This is a genomic window from Nonomuraea sp. NPDC049269 (assembly GCF_043197155.1).
Lineage (GTDB): Bacteria > Actinomycetota > Actinomycetes > Streptosporangiales > Streptosporangiaceae > Nonomuraea.
The window spans coordinates 942101-956482 of sequence record NZ_JBICSO010000002.1; the positions used below are offsets into that span (position 1 = coordinate 942101).

At 67.0% G+C, this 14382-nt stretch carries 15 protein-coding genes and 1 tRNA gene; 9 read left to right on the top strand and 7 right to left on the bottom strand.

Going from position 1 to position 14382, the window contains the following annotated elements; translation table 11 throughout:
- Positions 1-94: 94 nt before the first annotated feature.
- Positions 95-1441, top strand: a complete 1347-nt coding sequence (locus tag ACGFNP_RS14290) for a HAMP domain-containing sensor histidine kinase (RefSeq protein ID WP_358337408.1) — start codon at positions 95-97, stop codon at positions 1439-1441.
- Positions 1442-1669: 228 nt separating this feature from the next.
- On the opposite strand, the gene ACGFNP_RS14295 is transcribed toward ACGFNP_RS14290, so the two are convergent.
- The gene (locus ACGFNP_RS14295; RefSeq protein WP_358337405.1) at positions 1670-2389 is read right to left on the bottom strand and encodes a helix-turn-helix domain-containing protein; all 720 of its coding nucleotides are present in this window, start codon (positions 2387-2389) and stop codon (positions 1670-1672) included.
- 91 nt (positions 2390-2480) lie between these two features.
- A complete protein-coding gene (locus ACGFNP_RS14300) occupies positions 2481-3701 on the bottom strand; it encodes an FAD-dependent monooxygenase (protein WP_393318428.1) in 1221 nt (406 codons plus the stop codon).
- A 70-nt stretch (positions 3702-3771) separates the two neighbouring features.
- Between ACGFNP_RS14300 and ACGFNP_RS14305 the strand changes: the two genes are divergently transcribed.
- From ACGFNP_RS14305 to ACGFNP_RS14315, 3 genes are all read left to right on the top strand, one after another.
- Positions 3772-4536, top strand: a complete 765-nt coding sequence (locus ACGFNP_RS14305; protein ID WP_358337399.1) for an alpha/beta hydrolase — start codon at positions 3772-3774, stop codon at positions 4534-4536.
- Between the two features lie 125 nt (positions 4537-4661).
- Positions 4662-5375 (top strand): NAD-dependent epimerase/dehydratase family protein, encoded by a 714-nt coding sequence (locus ACGFNP_RS14310; protein WP_358337396.1) that lies wholly within the window; start codon positions 4662-4664, stop codon positions 5373-5375.
- Positions 5357-5821 (top strand): hypothetical protein, encoded by a 465-nt coding sequence (locus ACGFNP_RS14315; RefSeq protein WP_393318431.1) that lies wholly within the window; start codon positions 5357-5359, stop codon positions 5819-5821. The genes ACGFNP_RS14310 and ACGFNP_RS14315 overlap by 19 nt, the downstream gene beginning before the upstream one ends.
- 311 nt (positions 5822-6132) lie before the next feature.
- Here the strand turns inward: ACGFNP_RS14315 and ACGFNP_RS14320 are convergent, their stop codons facing one another.
- Positions 6133-7917, bottom strand: a complete 1785-nt coding sequence (locus ACGFNP_RS14320; protein WP_393318434.1) for a bifunctional metallophosphatase/5'-nucleotidase — start codon at positions 7915-7917, stop codon at positions 6133-6135.
- Between the two features lie 108 nt (positions 7918-8025).
- Between ACGFNP_RS14320 and mshD the strand changes: the two genes are divergently transcribed.
- On the top strand, positions 8026-8991 hold the full coding sequence (mshD, locus tag ACGFNP_RS14325; RefSeq protein WP_393318437.1) for a mycothiol synthase: 966 nt from the start codon (positions 8026-8028) through the stop codon (positions 8989-8991).
- On the opposite strand, the gene ACGFNP_RS14330 is transcribed toward mshD, so the two are convergent.
- The 3 genes from ACGFNP_RS14330 to dcd all read right to left on the bottom strand — a co-directional run bounded on the left by ACGFNP_RS14330 (position 8924) and on the right by dcd (position 11888).
- Entirely contained in the window at positions 8924-9928 is a 1005-nt protein-coding gene (locus ACGFNP_RS14330; protein ID WP_358337385.1) for an inorganic phosphate transporter, read from the bottom strand. The genes mshD and ACGFNP_RS14330 overlap by 68 nt on opposite strands.
- A 5-nt stretch (positions 9929-9933) precedes the next feature.
- Complete coding sequence (locus ACGFNP_RS14335; protein WP_132627671.1) at positions 9934-10551, bottom strand: DUF47 domain-containing protein; 618 nt, start codon at positions 10549-10551, stop codon at positions 9934-9936.
- Between the two features lie 761 nt (positions 10552-11312).
- The gene (gene dcd, locus ACGFNP_RS14340; protein WP_358337382.1) at positions 11313-11888 is read right to left on the bottom strand and encodes a dCTP deaminase; all 576 of its coding nucleotides are present in this window, start codon (positions 11886-11888) and stop codon (positions 11313-11315) included.
- 98 nt (positions 11889-11986) lie between these two features.
- Between dcd and ACGFNP_RS14345 the strand changes: the two genes are divergently transcribed.
- The 4 genes from ACGFNP_RS14345 (at position 11987) to ACGFNP_RS14360 (ending at position 13551) form a co-directional block, all read left to right on the top strand.
- A tRNA-Gly gene (locus ACGFNP_RS14345) sits at positions 11987-12060 on the top strand.
- A gap of 90 nt (positions 12061-12150) precedes the next feature.
- Complete coding sequence (locus ACGFNP_RS14350; RefSeq protein WP_214644045.1) at positions 12151-12483, top strand: DUF6247 family protein; 333 nt, start codon at positions 12151-12153, stop codon at positions 12481-12483.
- Positions 12484-12729: a hypothetical protein gene (locus tag ACGFNP_RS14355; protein WP_393318443.1), complete on the top strand. Its 246-nt coding sequence runs from the start codon at positions 12484-12486 to the stop codon at positions 12727-12729.
- A gap of 498 nt (positions 12730-13227) precedes the next feature.
- Positions 13228-13551 (top strand): transposase, encoded by a 324-nt coding sequence (locus tag ACGFNP_RS14360; protein WP_358337809.1) that lies wholly within the window; start codon positions 13228-13230, stop codon positions 13549-13551.
- Positions 13552-13623: 72 nt separating this feature from the next.
- On the opposite strand, the gene ACGFNP_RS14365 is transcribed toward ACGFNP_RS14360, so the two are convergent.
- A complete protein-coding gene (locus ACGFNP_RS14365; protein WP_393318446.1) occupies positions 13624-14265 on the bottom strand; it encodes a recombinase family protein in 642 nt (213 codons plus the stop codon).
- Positions 14266-14382 lie beyond the last annotated feature (117 nt).

Here is a 14382-nt window from a genome sequence, read left to right on the forward strand (position 1 = left end):
GTCACGAATGGGTAGTGGATTACATACAGTGATATTGGAGGGCCTTTAGCAGGTGAAACAGATCTTTCCTCGCTCAATCCGGGCGCGTCTGACGGTGCTGGCGAGTCTGATCGCGGCGGTGGTACTCACCTCCACGGCAGTCATCACCCTTGCGACGCTGCCCGGCAGCCTCCGCGGCGCCGTGCAGAACAGGGTGGAGCTGGACGTACGGCGGGTCGCGAGCGACGCCCGCACGACCCAGCTGCGCAGCATGCTGCCCACGTCGCCCCGTGTTCACCTCCTTCAGGTGGTCTCCCGCGAGGGCACCGTCCTGGCGGCCAGCCACAACCTGCGGGGCAAGCCCCCCATCACGCACCTCCAGCTGGCCAAGCCGGAAACGATCTACACCACCGAAGGCCGGCTCAGCGGCGACCCCGAGGTCATAGAGGCCGATGCCAAGTACCTGATCATGGCCATGGAGTCGCATACTCCATACGGCCTGGTGACGGTGTACGGCGCGGCATCCCTGGCCGATGTGGACCGGGCGCTGGGGTGGCTCTATGCCGTGATCTTCCTCGGCATCCCCCTGGTGCTGGTCATCGTCGGGAGCATCACCTGGACCGTGGTCGGCCAGGCCCTGAGCCCGGTCGAGCGCATCCGGTCCGAACTGGCCGAGATCACCGGGCACGACCTGAGCCGCCGGGTTCCCGTACCGGACAACGGGGACGAGATCACCCAGCTGGCCGCGACCACCAACCACACCCTCGAACGCCTGGAACGTTCCGTGGAGACGCAACGCCGCTTCGTGGCCGACGCCTCGCACGAGCTGCGCAGCCCCATCACCGCGCTGCGCACCCAGTTGGAGGTCGCCACCGCCTACCCGGACGACACGGACTGGCCGTCGACGGGCGCCAGGGCCCTGATGTCCGCCGACCGCCTGACCGACATCATCGACGAGCTCCTGATGCTGGCCCGGCTGGACGCGGGCGCGGTCACCGACCGGCACGTCGTCGACGCCTGCCGCCTGGCGGAGGAGCAGGAGCGGCGCCGCGCCGGAGGTGCCGTCAGCATCGTCACCGACGCGCCGGGCACGGCACCCGTCTTCGGCTCTCCCCTGCAGCTTGACCGGCTGCTGACCAACCTGCTCGACAACGCCACCCGGCACGCGAGCGCCAGGATCGATCTCCAGGTGGCAGTGGACGAAGGGGACAAGACCGTCGTCATCAAGGTCACGGACGACGGGCCGGGTATCGCGCCCGAGTACCGGGACTGTGTCTTCGAGCGCTTCACCCGCCTGCCCGAGGCCCGGGCCATGGACAAGGACGGCAGCGGCCTCGGCCTGGCCCTGTCGCGGGAGATCGCCCTGGCGCACCAGGGGAGCCTGACGATCAGCGACCACTTCCCCGGCGCCCAGTTCGTCACCCGCCTCCCGCTGTACGTGGAAGGCTATTCACCGGCGTGAGCGGTGCGCGCCCGTCCAGGACGGCCGCCACGTTCGACACCGACAGACCACACATCCGCTCGCGGGTCGCCGTGCCCGCGCTGCCGATGTGCGGGGTCAGCACGGTGTTGCCGAGCTCCGGCGGAACGCCTCGCGAAGCTCCTGGCAACCTGCGCTTCGGTCACCTTGGTCGGCATGCGGCCTGGCCTACGCCGCGTCGGCCGAACGGCACGGCCTTGAGAACGCGGGTCATCTGGTGCCGGCGGCGCCCGCCGCAACGAGTCCCAGGAGGTTGTCGTGAATCTCGGTGAACCGGGCCCGCACCGCTTCCGCGGCCTTGGCGACATCGGGCGCGGCGGGGTCGCGAGGCCGTTCGAGCAGCAGGTGGACGGTGTCGGCGAGGGCGATTTCGGGATCGTCGATGCTGAGCGGGCCTGCGACATCGGCGTCGTTCATGACGGTGCTGAACCCGACCAGCACGGCGTGCAGGGCGTACATCTGCCTGGATAGCGGGAGATCGTCGCGCACGATCCCGCGGTCGCGCAGGATCGTTACGACCGCGTTGCCCATCGCGCTCGCGGTGGCCTCGGCGAAGCGCTCCTGGTCGGCGGGGCGGTGGAGCAGCTGCCGCAGGGCGCTGTCGTCGCTCATGAGCAACCGCAGCCACGGGTTGCCCAGTATCGTGCGGATAAGCAGCGGAGCGAGACGGCGGGGCAGGATGGACTGCGGGTCCTGGGCGATCTGGTTGTTGATGGTCTCGATCCAGACCAGTACCTCGCGCGCGGCCAGCCCCACGAGCAGGTCTTCCTTGGTCTCCCAGTACAGGTAGACCGTGCCCTTGCCCACGCCCGCGGCCGCGGCGATCTCGGCGATGGTCACCTTGCGGATGCCGTGTTCGAGGACCAGCTCGCGCGCGCTGTCGAGGATTCTGGCCGCCTTGACGGAGTCGTGTTCGATCAGCCGGCTCACCGTCGTGGTTCCTCCCGTTCGCTCTTCGGCGGCATGATGTCACGTGGGTTCACGGAGGTGAACCCTACAGCGCGGCGGGCCCGTGGCCGGGTCACGTCAGGGCGATGTCGACCGTCTTCATCCGGGAAGCCTTGCTGCGGTGCTCGGCCTCCGAGAGGAGTGTTCTGCCGAGCGTCGTCCCCACCACGTGGTCGAAGACGAACCGGATCCCGTACTCGGTGCGGTCGGCCGGGACGAAAAGCTTGCGCATGGCCATGCCGGAGCCCTGGTGGAACTCGATGAAGGGGCGGAGTTTCTCCTCCCAGGCCCGCAGCGCCCGCGGCACGTCTCCGGGATACCGCTCCAGCATCGTGCCCAGCATGTCGGCCCCGGCCAGGCCGCTGGAGGCCCCCATCCCGGAGTAGAGGGTCAGGCACCACGCCGAGTCGCCGACGAGCACCACCCTGCCCTGGTGCCACGTGTCGAGCCGCACCTGCTCGGCGGTGTCGAACAGGTAGTCTGGCGCCTGCTCGAACTGGTCGAGCAGCCAGCCGAGCGTCGCACCCGTGGGCTCCGGACCGAACACCGCCCGCAGCGAGTCGATGGCGGGCCGGGTGAACTCGCCGTCCACATCGTCGGTCCGGTAGTTGAACAGCACCGTCGGTGGCCGGTCTGCGAAGGCGAACACCCATGCCGACCGGCCCAGCTCGGACATGATGATTCCGTCCGTGCCCCGGAAACCGGGGACCGGGCCGGGCAGGGCGCACGCCGCGACCATGTAGCCGAGACGGTGAATGCGGCCCTCATCGGGCCCGAACGCCAGCCGGCGCACGGTCGATCGCAGGCCGTCGGCCCCGACCACGAGGTCGAACCGTTCGGTGGTCACCGTCCCCGTGGTCCGGTCCTCGATGTCAACCTGCACGCTCTCCGCGTCCTGGCGTAGCGCGACCGGAACGGAGGAGTACCGGATCTCCACGTCCTCGGGCAGGGCGTCGAACGCGGCCTGCTCGACGTCGCCGCGCACGACCGGGCGTGACTCGCCGGCCACGGCCTCGGCGAAGCCCATGCCGCGCCGCCGCCGGCCCGCGCGATCGACGTTGTAGTAGGCGATGTCCGTCGAGAAGCGGTTCGGCACCTCGATGCCCAGGCGCTTTGCCGCGGTGATCCCGGTGCCGAAGAGGGTGAGAAAGTACCCGCCGCGGCGGCGTTCGGCTGCTTTCTCCAGGACGACAATGTCCCAGCCCGCCTTGTGCAGCCGTAGCGCGGAGGCGGTTCCGCTGACGCCGAGTCCGACTACAAGAGCCCGCTGTCGCGGGGTGGTGTTCGTCTTCATGGCGGTGACTATACTCGCTGACCAGATTGGTCATCTGGTCAGCTTGATCAATATGAACGGAGTTCCCGCCATGCCAACCGTTTTCGTCCACGGCTTCCCTGAGACGCCGGAGGTCTGGGAGCCGCTGCTCGTCGAGCTCGAACGTATCGCTCCCGCTCGACCCGGCCCGATCCGCCTGTCCCCGCCCGGTTTCGGGGCGCCCTTGCCGACAGGGTTCGGTGCGACCGTCGGTGATTACCGGGACTGGCTCATCGGCGAATTGGAGCGTTTCGCCGAGCCCGTCGACCTGGTCGGGCACGACTGGGGCGGCGTGCACACCCTCAACGCGGTGATGGCCCGCCCGGACCTCGTGCGCAGCTGGGTCAGCGATGTGATCGGCCTGTTCGACCCGGACTACGTGTGGCACGAGTTCGCCCTGAGTCAGCAGGCGCAGGAGAGCATGGGACCGGACCCCGCCGTCCCGCTCGGCCCGGACCTCGCGATGCGGGTCGCGATGCTCGTGAAGTTCGGCATGAGCGAGCCGACGGCGAAGCGGGTCGCTGTAGGCCAGGACGAGGCGATGGGGCGGGCCGCACACGCGCTCTACCGATCAGCCGCCCAACCGGTGATGGCCGAGCTGGGCCGGAACCTCGAACGCGCGGCGCAGCGGCCGGGCCTCGCCCTTCTCGCCACCGAGGACCTCTTGGTCGGGACCAACGAACAGCGGTGCCGCACGGCGCGGCTGGCCGGCGCCGGGACCGCGACCCTCGACGGGCTCGGCCACTGGTGGATGACCCAGGACCCCGGCCGGGGTGCCCAGGTACTCACCGAGTTCTGGGACTCGTTGGACCGCTGACGAGCCAAGCGACCCGAACTGTCGAGCGGGTGCGATCGGCTGTCACATTCAGCCCCTCGTCCTTGTCCTATTTACCGATTCGACGAGAAAGGGCGGAACGCAATGACGAGAAAGGAAGGAACGCAATGAGGATGGCGGTGGCCGGGGGAACCGGCTGGGTCGGCAAGCTGGTGGTTGAGCGGGCGCGGAAGCAGGGCCACGAGGTCGTGGTGATGTCCCGGTCGGGCGGCGTCGACCTGATAACCGGGGCCGGTCTCGACGACGCGCTGCGCGGTGTGGACGTCGTGATCGACGTGGCGAACGTGACGACGCTCAGCCGCAAGAAGTCGGTGGCGTTCTTCGAGACCGAGACACGCAACCTGCTGGCGGCGGAGGAGCGGGCGGGCGTACGCCACCACGTGCTCCTGTCGATCGTCGGGGTCGACCGGGTCGACTCGGGCTACTACATCGGCAAGCGCCGCCAGGAGGAGCTGGCGCTGGCCGGCCCGATCCCGGTGACGCTCCTGCGGGTGACGCAGTTCCACGAGTTCGCGGCGCAGATGCTCGACAAGGTGCCGGGGCCGGTAAAGGTGGCGCCGGTGATGGTGAGCCGGCCGGTCGCCGCCTCCGAGGTCGCCGCCGAGCTCGTACGCCTGGCCGAAGGCCCCGCCCAGGGCCGGGCGACCGAGCTGGCCGGCCCCGAGGTGCTGACGATGGCATCGATGATGCGCCGCCTGGCCAAAGGCAAACTGGTGCTGACGGTGCCCGTCGGCAAGGCGATGGCGAACGGTGGCGTACTGCCGACCGGCGCCTTCCGCAGCGGGAAGATCACCTTCGAGCAGTGGGCGGCGTCGCGATGACCGTGGCGGCCAAGCGCTGGATGGCCGGGGTGCTGGCGGTGGCGGCGGCGTACCAGGGGGTGTGGGCGGCGGCGTTCCCGTGGTCGTACTACACCGACTTCCCGGCGCCGGGGCTCCACTGGGTGGCGGCGCTCGGCCCGTACAACGAGCATCTGGCCGTCGACGTGGGGGCGCTCAACCTGGCGCTGCTGGTGCTGAGCATGTGGGCGCTGCGCCGGCCGACCCGGGCGTCCATGGCGGTGACGGGGGGCGCATGGTCGATCTACAATGCGATCCACTTCGTGTGGCACATGATGCACCTGCACGTCTTCCCGATCATCGACAAGATCAGTGTGGCGGTGATATTGGGTGGTCTCCTGATCCTCTCGATCCTCCTGATGCTGCCCGTCAAGGAGATCAAACCCGGTCCTTCCGTACGCGTCGGCGAGGACGCTGGGCAGGGCTGACCTCAGACGTACACCCGCGCTGTAGCTGGGAGTCGCATCTTCAATGTGATCTCACAAGCCGGCGGCTCCAGCTATCACTCACATCCGCCATCTATCGTTCACATGGCTCGCCGGGGCCTGGTGGGGGCGCCAGGTCGGCGCCGACCAGCAGCGGTCACAGCTACCGGACCGGCCTGATCTCGCTCGGCTTCGTGCCAACCGCGTGGGCGTTCCTCTTGCCTGCGGTCCTGGGTTTCCGCATTCCCCGCAACCCCAGAGAATACGGAAACCCAGTCGGCTCGCTATGCGAGCAGGCCCTTCAGGTTGTTTCGCTAGGGAGTGACGGTGATGCGGTTCGTCGTGGGCGGAGCGATCGGGTTGTCGCGGCCCAGCTGGTCGACGAAGGCGTCGATGTCCAGCGGCCCGCTCCAGAGGTCCGTACCGTCCTTGAAGCCCAGGAAGGCGTCACCGCCGCCGACCAGGAAGTTGTTCGCCGCGACCCGGATCGTCTGCGTGTCCGTCACCGCGACGCCGTCGATCTTCATGTTCGAGACCTTGGATCCCCACGCCGCGCCGCTGCTGTAGGTGTAGGTGAAGTTCGCCGACGGCTGGAGGATCTTGGTGAACGGCTGGGCGTTCGGCCCACCGGTGAACTGCTGCTCCAGGACCGTCTTGAGCTGCGCACCGGTCAGCGTCACGACCTGCATCAGGTTGTTGAACGGCTGCACGGTGAACGCCTCGCCATAGGTGACCACGCCGTCGCCCTCACCGGCCGAGGAGCCGGCGTAAGTGAGCGAGGCCCGGACGCCACCCGGGTTCATCAGAGCGATCTGCGCGTTGCCGCCCGTCTTGGTGGCGGCCAGCTGGCCGTCGGCGATGAGATCGCCGAGCGGCGACTCGCCGCTGGGGGCGGCGGTGTTGGGGATGTCCGCGGTGATCCGGCCGACGGCCTTGTTGGCGACCGGGGCGACCCGATCCTTCCAAGTCTGCACGAACGCCGAAATTTCGGGATCTGGGGTGACTGTGCGGGTCACGACGTGGTTGTCCGCTACCACCGAGGCGCGGTCGATGTCCCGCGTCTTGACGTTCACGTTGAGGTCGACCTGCGTGATGACGCGGCCGAACGAGCCGCCCTGCGAGTACACGCGGTCCTGGCCGGCGGGGTCCTTGACCTTGCACAGGTACGCCTGGTGCGAGTGGCCGCTGAGAATCACGTCGATCTCGGGGTCGACCTGCGTGGCGATGCGGTTGCCCGCGCCCGGGACGGCGCTGCACGCGTCAGGCGACTGGCCCGCGGTCACCTGGTCGCCCTCGTGCACGAGCACGACCTGGGCCTTGACGCCCACCAGCTTGAGCAGCTTGGACGCCAGGTTCGCGGCCTTGACCTCGTCCACGAACTTGAGGTCCTTGATGCCCTCGGCCGTGACGATGTTCGGGGTGGTCTGGGTGACCAGGCCGATGAAGCCGATCGGCACGCCGTTCATCCACTTGACGCTGACCGGCGGCAGGGCGGGCACGCCCCAGTCGCTCATCAGCTTCCTGGCCTGCGCCTGCTGCGCGCCCAGCGCCGCGAGCGCGTCGGTCTTCTCGTTCGGGTTCTTGAACAGGACGTTCGCACCCACGTAGTCGTACTGGGCGCCCTTCCACGGACCGGCGGGCGAGCACCCGTCCACCGGGTGGCAGCCGCCCTTCATGATCCGGCGTAGCTCCGTGTAACCCTCGTCGAACTCGTGGTTGCCGACCGCGGCCACCTTGAGCCCGAGCTTGCCCATGAACTCGACGGACGGCTCGTCATGGTAGGCCGCCGAGATCAGCGGGCTCGCGCCGATCAGGTCGCCCTGGGCCACCGCGATCGTGTTCTTGTCGGTGAGGGCCTTCATGTGCGTGGCGACGTACGCGGCGCCGCCCGCCTCGACGGTGGCGCCCGTCTCGTCGACCATCCGGCCGGAGGAGCCGGTGGGGGGTTCGAGGTTGCCGTGGAAGTCGTTGAGCGCGAGCAGCCGGACCGGAACGGTCTTCGGAGCCTTGCTCGCGTCCGCGGGGGCGGCCGCCGCGGCGAACCCGCCCGCGGCGACGGCTCCGGCCAGGACGAGCCGGAGGAGGGAACGTGGGGTCATGGCCTTAGACGTTACGGCCGGAAGCCATGCAGCCAATGTCGCAAAGGTAACGATTCATCGGCCGACCACATGGCGGTATTTGCCAGGCGTACGCCTAGAGTTCGTGCTGTGACTGCGCACGTGGAGATCAGACAACGACTTGATGACCGCGAAATCACCCAGGTGCTCGGCGTGGTGGAAGCGGCGACGAAGGCCGACGGCGTCCGCCCGCTCAACGAGCATGTCATGCTCCACCTGCGCTACGGCGGCGATCCGCAGGCCCGTTCCCTGCTGTTGTACGACGACGAGACGTTGGTGGGCTATGCCCACATAGACCCCACCGACGAGGTCGAGGGCCCCAGCGGCGAACTGGCCATCCATCCCGCCCACCGCCGGCAGGGACACGGCACGCGGCTGCTACGGGCCGTACTCGAGAAGTCGGGTGGCAGCCTGCGCCTGTGGGCGCACGGCGATCATGAGGGCGCGGGCGCGCTGGCGGCGTCGGCGGGGTTCGAGCGCGTGCGCTCGCTCTGGCAGATGCGGCGGTCGCTGTCCACGCCGCTGCCCGCTTTCGACCTGCCCGACGGAGTACGGCTACGCGCCTTCGTACCAGGTCAGGACGAGGAGGCGTGGCTCAAGGTCAACGCCGCGGCCTTCGCCCACCACCCAGAACAGGGCGCCTGGACGGCGAACGACCTGCGCCAGCGCGAGCAGGAGCCCTGGTTCGACCCGGAGGGCTTCTTCCTGGCCTTCCGCGGCGAGCGGCTCGCCGGCTTCCACTGGACCAAGATCCACGGCTCGTCCGAGCACGGCCACGAACCGATCGGCGAGGTGTACGTCGTCGGCGTCGACCCCTCACAGCAGGGCACCGGCCTGGGCAAGGCGCTCACACTGGCGGGCCTGGACCATCTACGCGCGCGTGGCCTCGCCCAGGCGATGCTCTACGTGGACGAGGCCAACACGGCGGCGATCCGCCTGTACGAGTCCCTGGGCTTCGACCGCTGGGACGTCGACGTGATGTATGCCGCTACTCAACCACCCAATGCAGAGCGAAATAGGACACCGCAGCCACCAGAGCCGCAGCCGGAATCGTAAGGATCCACCCGGTCACGATGTTGCCCGCGACACCCCAGCGCACGGCCGAGAGCCGCTTGGTGGCGCCGACCCCCATGATCGCCGAGGTGATCGTGTGCGTGGTGGAGATGGGCGCCCCGAACCCGATCGCCGCCGTGTACAGGACCACTGCCGCCGCGGACTCGGCGGCGAAGCCCTGTGGCGGGTCGAGCGCGATGATCCGGCGGCCCAGCGTACGCATGATGCGCCAGCCGCCGGAGTACGTACCGAGCGAAATCGCCCCCGCCGACGCGAGGATGACCCACTGCGGGATCTCCGCCCCCGGGTTGATGTACCCGCCGACGACGAGGGACAGGAAGATGACGCCCATCGTCTTCTGCGCGTCCTGCAGCCCGTGGCCGAGCGCCATCGCCGCGGCCGAGACGGTCTGCGCGTAACGGAAGCCGCGGTTGGTCTTGCCCGGCTGGCTGTTGCGGAAGATCCAATAGATTGCGATCATGATCGCGCCGGCGAGCGTGAACCCGAGCAGCGGTGACAGCACCATCGGGAGGACCACCTTCTCCAGCACGCCGTCCCAGTGCACGGCGCTGGCCGACGCGAGTGCCGCGCCGACCAGACCGCCGATGAGGGCGTGGCTGGAGGAAGAGGGCAGGCCGAAGTACCAGGTGATCAGGTTCCAGCAGATGGCGCCGATGAGCGCCGAGGCCACGATGACCAGGCCGTGCGAGCCGTCCGGCGCGTCGATGATGCCCTTGCCGACGGTCGCGGCGACCTGGGTGCCCAGGTGGGCGCCGATGAAGTTCATCGCGGCGGCCATGAACAGCGCGGCTCTTGGAGTGAGCGCGCGGGTCGAGACCGAGGTCGCGATGGCGTTCGCCGCGTCGTGGAACCCGTTGGTGTAGTCGAAGGCCAGTGCGATGACGACCACGCCGATGACGAGGGCGAGCGAAAGGTCCACAGAGCTTAGCTTTCCTTGACCGCGATCGACTCGACCGTGTTGGCGACGTGCTCGAAGGCGTCGGCCGCCTCCTCCAGTGCGTCGACGACCTCCTTCATCTTCATGACCGTGAGCGCGTCGTACTCGCCGCTGAACAGCTTGGCCAGCAGCCTCCTGTAGACCTGGTCGCCCTGGTTCTCCAGCCGGTTGACCTCGATCCAGTACTCGTTGAGGTTCTTCATCGACCGCAGCCGCGGCATGGCCTCGGCGGTAAGCTCCGCGGCCCGCTCGAGGACTTCCACCTGGCGGACGACGTCCTTGGGGAGGTGGTCGATCTGGTACAGAACGATGAGGTCGGACGCCGCTTCCATGGCGTCCATCACGTCGTCGAGGTTCGATGCGAGGCGGTAGATGTCCTCGCGGTCGAACGGGGTGATGAAGCTCTCATTGAGCCGGTTCATGATCGCATGGGTGCGTTCGTCCCCGGCATGCTCGCAAGCGCGCATCTTTTCGGCCAGGGTTTCCCTGTCCGATCCGTCGCTGATGATCTCGACCAGAAGGCGGGATGCCGTGACCAGGTTGTTCGCGGAGTCGGCGAACAGGTCGTAGTAGCTGTCCTCACGTGGCGTGAGACGCAGGCGCACGTCGTTCTCCAGATGTGCGGGGATGGTCCGTGGTAGAGAGTACGGGTTACCAGGTGAAATGCGAACTTCATGTCCCCTTCTCCTAGTGGCTACCCTCCGTTTGGTATGCGACACCGGGCCTGCCGGTAGTTTGATCGCCCTTTTTCGCGCGGCGAGGTGGGGGGAGGCTTGACCGGGGGTTTCGGTCGTGGCATGTCCAGTCCATCTTGGTGACATTTCCGGACCACCGCTAGGCCGGGGGTGCGTGTTGGGCGTGTCTTTGGGGGTGGGGTGGGCTTTTGGGCAGGGCTGGGTGGGGGAGCGGAGCGGTTGTGTGCGGGCCGGTTGTGTGCGGGCTGGCCCTTCTTCAGAGCTCCTCCTGGCGGGCCCACGGTGGGTGCCTGCAGATTGCTCCTTGCGGGTGCCTCCAGCGTCGGGAGCAGCTCCCAAGCCGTCCGATGCAGTTCCAGCCCCGTCAGTGGCGACTCCAGCCTCGCAAGTCGACCCCAGCCCCGTCAGTGGTGACCCCAGCCCCGCCAGCCGACCCCAGGCCCGCCAGTCGGCCTCAGGCACCCCGAGGAGCGGCCCAGGTATTCCTGGAGGGCGTCTTGTAGGAAACAGCTCTTGGACGGCTGTTCTCGGGACATCGTCGTCCAGGAGGCGCATTACGGGAAGCAGACACGCACAAGATCGCGTCTCGGGCAGGGACCTTTCACCGGCAACAAGCGTGAGCAACCGCCTTCACAGGCCACCCACTCCGGCCGAGCCCTCAACCATGGGCGTCAGATCTTGGTCCGATGAAAGTTCCGAAAAGATCGAGACGGCGTCGGCCCACGCTGCCCCTGATACCGCGACCCGTACTTCGGCGACCCATACGGATGCTCAGCCGGAGAACTCAACCGGAACACACACAACTGCCCGATCTTCATCCCCGGCCACAGCTTGATCGGCAACGTGGCCACATTGGACAGCTCCAACGTCACATGCCCACTGAACCCCGGATCGATGAACCCCGCAGTCGAGTGAGTCAACAACCCAAGCCGCCCCAGCGAACTCTTCCCCTCCAACCGCGACGCCAGATGATCAGGCAAGCTGATCACCTCGTACGACGAGGCCAGCACGAACTCCCCGGGATGCAGAATGAACGGATCATCCCCCTCGGGCTCCACCATCCGCGTCAGATCCGGCTGCTCTACGGCCGGATCGATGTGCGGATACCGATGATTCTCGAACACCCGGAAGAACCGATCGAGCCGGACGTCGATGCTGGACGGTTGAATCATGTCCCGATCGAACGGATCAAGGGCGAGTCGCCCCGAGTCGATCTCGGCCAGGATGTCGCGGTCAGATAGCAGCACGCAGAGCAACCTACCGCGTGCCGGTGGGAAACTTGGGGGCACGGCTGGCTGATGTGGGCCGAGTTTCCGCTAGAGTGGTGGTCGCGGTTGCGGCCGATGCGGGTGTAGTTCAATGGCAGAACATCAGCTTCCCAAGCTGACAGCGCGGGTTCGATTCCCGTCACCCGCTCCATTTCGTACTGTGGCAGGCCCGGCTCTCGTGTGTGCGTGAGGGATGTCACCCTTCCTCTGTAGTCTCTTGAAGACAAGGAAGGGAGCGGGCATGACCGCACAACCGCAGGACTTCATCTCCGTCGGCGCGCCTCTGCCTGAGAAGAACCTGCGAGGCATCCGCGCCGCGCTGGTCGTCCCGGAAGATCGCGAGGCTTTCGACGCCGGGCTCAAGGCTGTGCTCGACGAGGTCAGGGTGAGCCTGGATCTTGGAGCGCTGAACGCTTTCGTGCACCGCTGGTGGATCTCCGCGTGTGACACCGCAAAGGATCCCGAGGGGCGCCGTCAGATGCACGTCCGCGCCCAGCAGGCTCTGGCCGGCGAACCCGTTCCTCAGGGGAGGCCATGGCGGGAGATCCTTGCTGCTCGTGGGATCGATGTCTAGGTGTTCAAGCTCATCATCGATCCCGTAGCCGAGGAACAGATCGCTGCCCTACCTGATCATGCACTGCATCCGCTCGCGGATCTGTTCGCGCTGCTGGAGACCGCTCCTTGGAGTGGAGACCCGTACAACTCCAAGGACCCAAGGGCGAACATGCTTACGCACCCGTTCGGAGAACGTGGTCTCGCCACCTATGTGGTCCTGGACCGGCAGCACGAGGTCTACCTTGTTCGCATCGAATGGCCATAGGGGTCCGTGCCCGTTGCGTGCCCGTTCTCACAGCGATCAGCGGGGAGTCACGGGAACTCACGGTCACTCGACCGGCATATGCCCAGGTCGGCGTTTCCCCTGCTCAGAGGACATGATCTTGAAAGACTTCCCAAGCTGACAGCGCGGGTTCGATTCCCGTCACCCGCTCTTAGCGTGATAGTCCAGGTCGGATGCGAAACCTGAGACCTGGGCTTTTTGATCGCCTTAGCTCAGATCGTGGTGGAGGCGCTCCTCTTGAACTGGGCCCATGCTCGCTTACCAAGCCAACCCATCAGCCATCGGACATGTGATGGCGCTCCCAGATGCCGGCCTTCCTGCCCTTCACCCATACGGGCGGCGACCACATGCACGGTTCCTCCTTTTCTCCGATGGTGCTCACCGCGATCTCTGCCTCATCTTGCGGCGAGACCTCGAAGTAACCGTCATTGAACGGTTCGGCGAAGTCGCGGGCAATCGACTCCGCGAGCCACGACGCGGCTGAAACTCAAGGAGGTCCTGGCAGCCTGCCCGCACCTCGACGCCTTACACGGCCACATCAAGACCTTCGCGGAGATGATGACCGAACGCCAAGGCCACCGCCTCGACGCCTGGATCGACGCCGTCCGAGCTGACGACCTGCCCCACCTGCATTCCTTCGCCAACGGCCTCGAACGCGACCACGCCGCCGTCCTGAACGGACTCACGCTCCCTTACAGCTCAGGCGCTGTCGAGGGCAAAGTATGCAAGATCAAATTCTTGAAACGGCTCATGTTCGGCCGCGCCAACTACGACCTACTCAGAAAGATGGCACTGCTGAACTGAGCCGAGATCACCGACCGTGACCACTCCCCAGCAAATGCACCAGACCCCGGTGAATGGCCGGAGCCTTCGGCGCTATTTGGCCGGGCCGGGTTCAGGTGTGCCGGCGAGGTAGCGGTGCAGCGAGGTCTTGGGGATGCCGGTCTTGGTGGCGATGACGCCGAGGGAGTGGCCTTGAGCCTTGAGGAGTCGCGCGTATTCGATCTTGTCGTTTGGATGGGCCTGGGGTCGGCCGACGCGGCGGTTGTTGGCCTCGGCGACGGTGCGGGCGTGGGCGGCGCGTTCGGTGGTGAAGGTGCGTTCCATCTCGGCGAACAACGCCAAGAGGAGGAAGGCGATTCTGGCCATGCCCTCGTCGGCGGTGTTGATCGGGAGGGGGTCGGCCAGGGATCGCACCCCGATGCCGCGCTCGGACAGGTCGTGGACAAGGTTGAGGACCTCGCGCAGGTTGCGGCCGATCCGGTCCAGGGTGTGCACCACGATGGTGTCGCCGGGCCGGGCGTAGGCGAGCAGCTGGTTCAGACCATCGCGATCGACGGTGGTGCTCGTCTTCTTGTCGACGTAGGTCCGTTCGTCGCCGATGCCGATGGCGGCCAACGCGTCGAGTTGCCGTTCGAGGGACTGCTTGGTGGTGGAGACCCTGGCGTAGCCAAGTTCCAGACCTTGCTGGGGATGATCGATACCGCTGCCCATGCCCGGCAGAGTACCGAAATTCATCTCCGTACTCTATTTACGGAACGGCTGTTGTGGAACGACTTCCGGAACGGCAGTCGTCCACCGATGTCCGGTTTCCTGGCTGAGATGACGGACCTCGGCAAGGCGTTCCGGTTCCAA

What these genes read in the sequence shown, in the direction of transcription:
- ACGFNP_RS14300 (WP_393318428.1), bottom strand. Translation starts at nt 3,701, where the DNA reads ATGAAGACGAACACCACCCCGCGACAGCGGGCTCTTGTAGTCGGACTC.
- ACGFNP_RS14305 (WP_358337399.1), top strand. Translation starts at nt 3,772, where the DNA reads ATGCCAACCGTTTTCGTCCACGGCTTCCCTGAGACGCCGGAGGTCTGG.
- ACGFNP_RS14310 (WP_358337396.1), top strand. Translation starts at nt 4,662, where the DNA reads ATGAGGATGGCGGTGGCCGGGGGAACCGGCTGGGTCGGCAAGCTGGTG.
- ACGFNP_RS14320 (WP_393318434.1), bottom strand. Translation starts at nt 7,917, where the DNA reads ATGACCCCACGTTCCCTCCTCCGGCTCGTCCTGGCCGGAGCCGTCGCC.
- ACGFNP_RS14350 (WP_214644045.1), top strand. Translation starts at nt 12,151, where the DNA reads ATGACCGCACAACCGCAGGACTTCATCTCCGTCGGCGCGCCTCTGCCT.
- ACGFNP_RS14365 (WP_393318446.1), bottom strand. Translation starts at nt 14,265, where the DNA reads ATGAATTTCGGTACTCTGCCGGGCATGGGCAGCGGTATCGATCATCCC.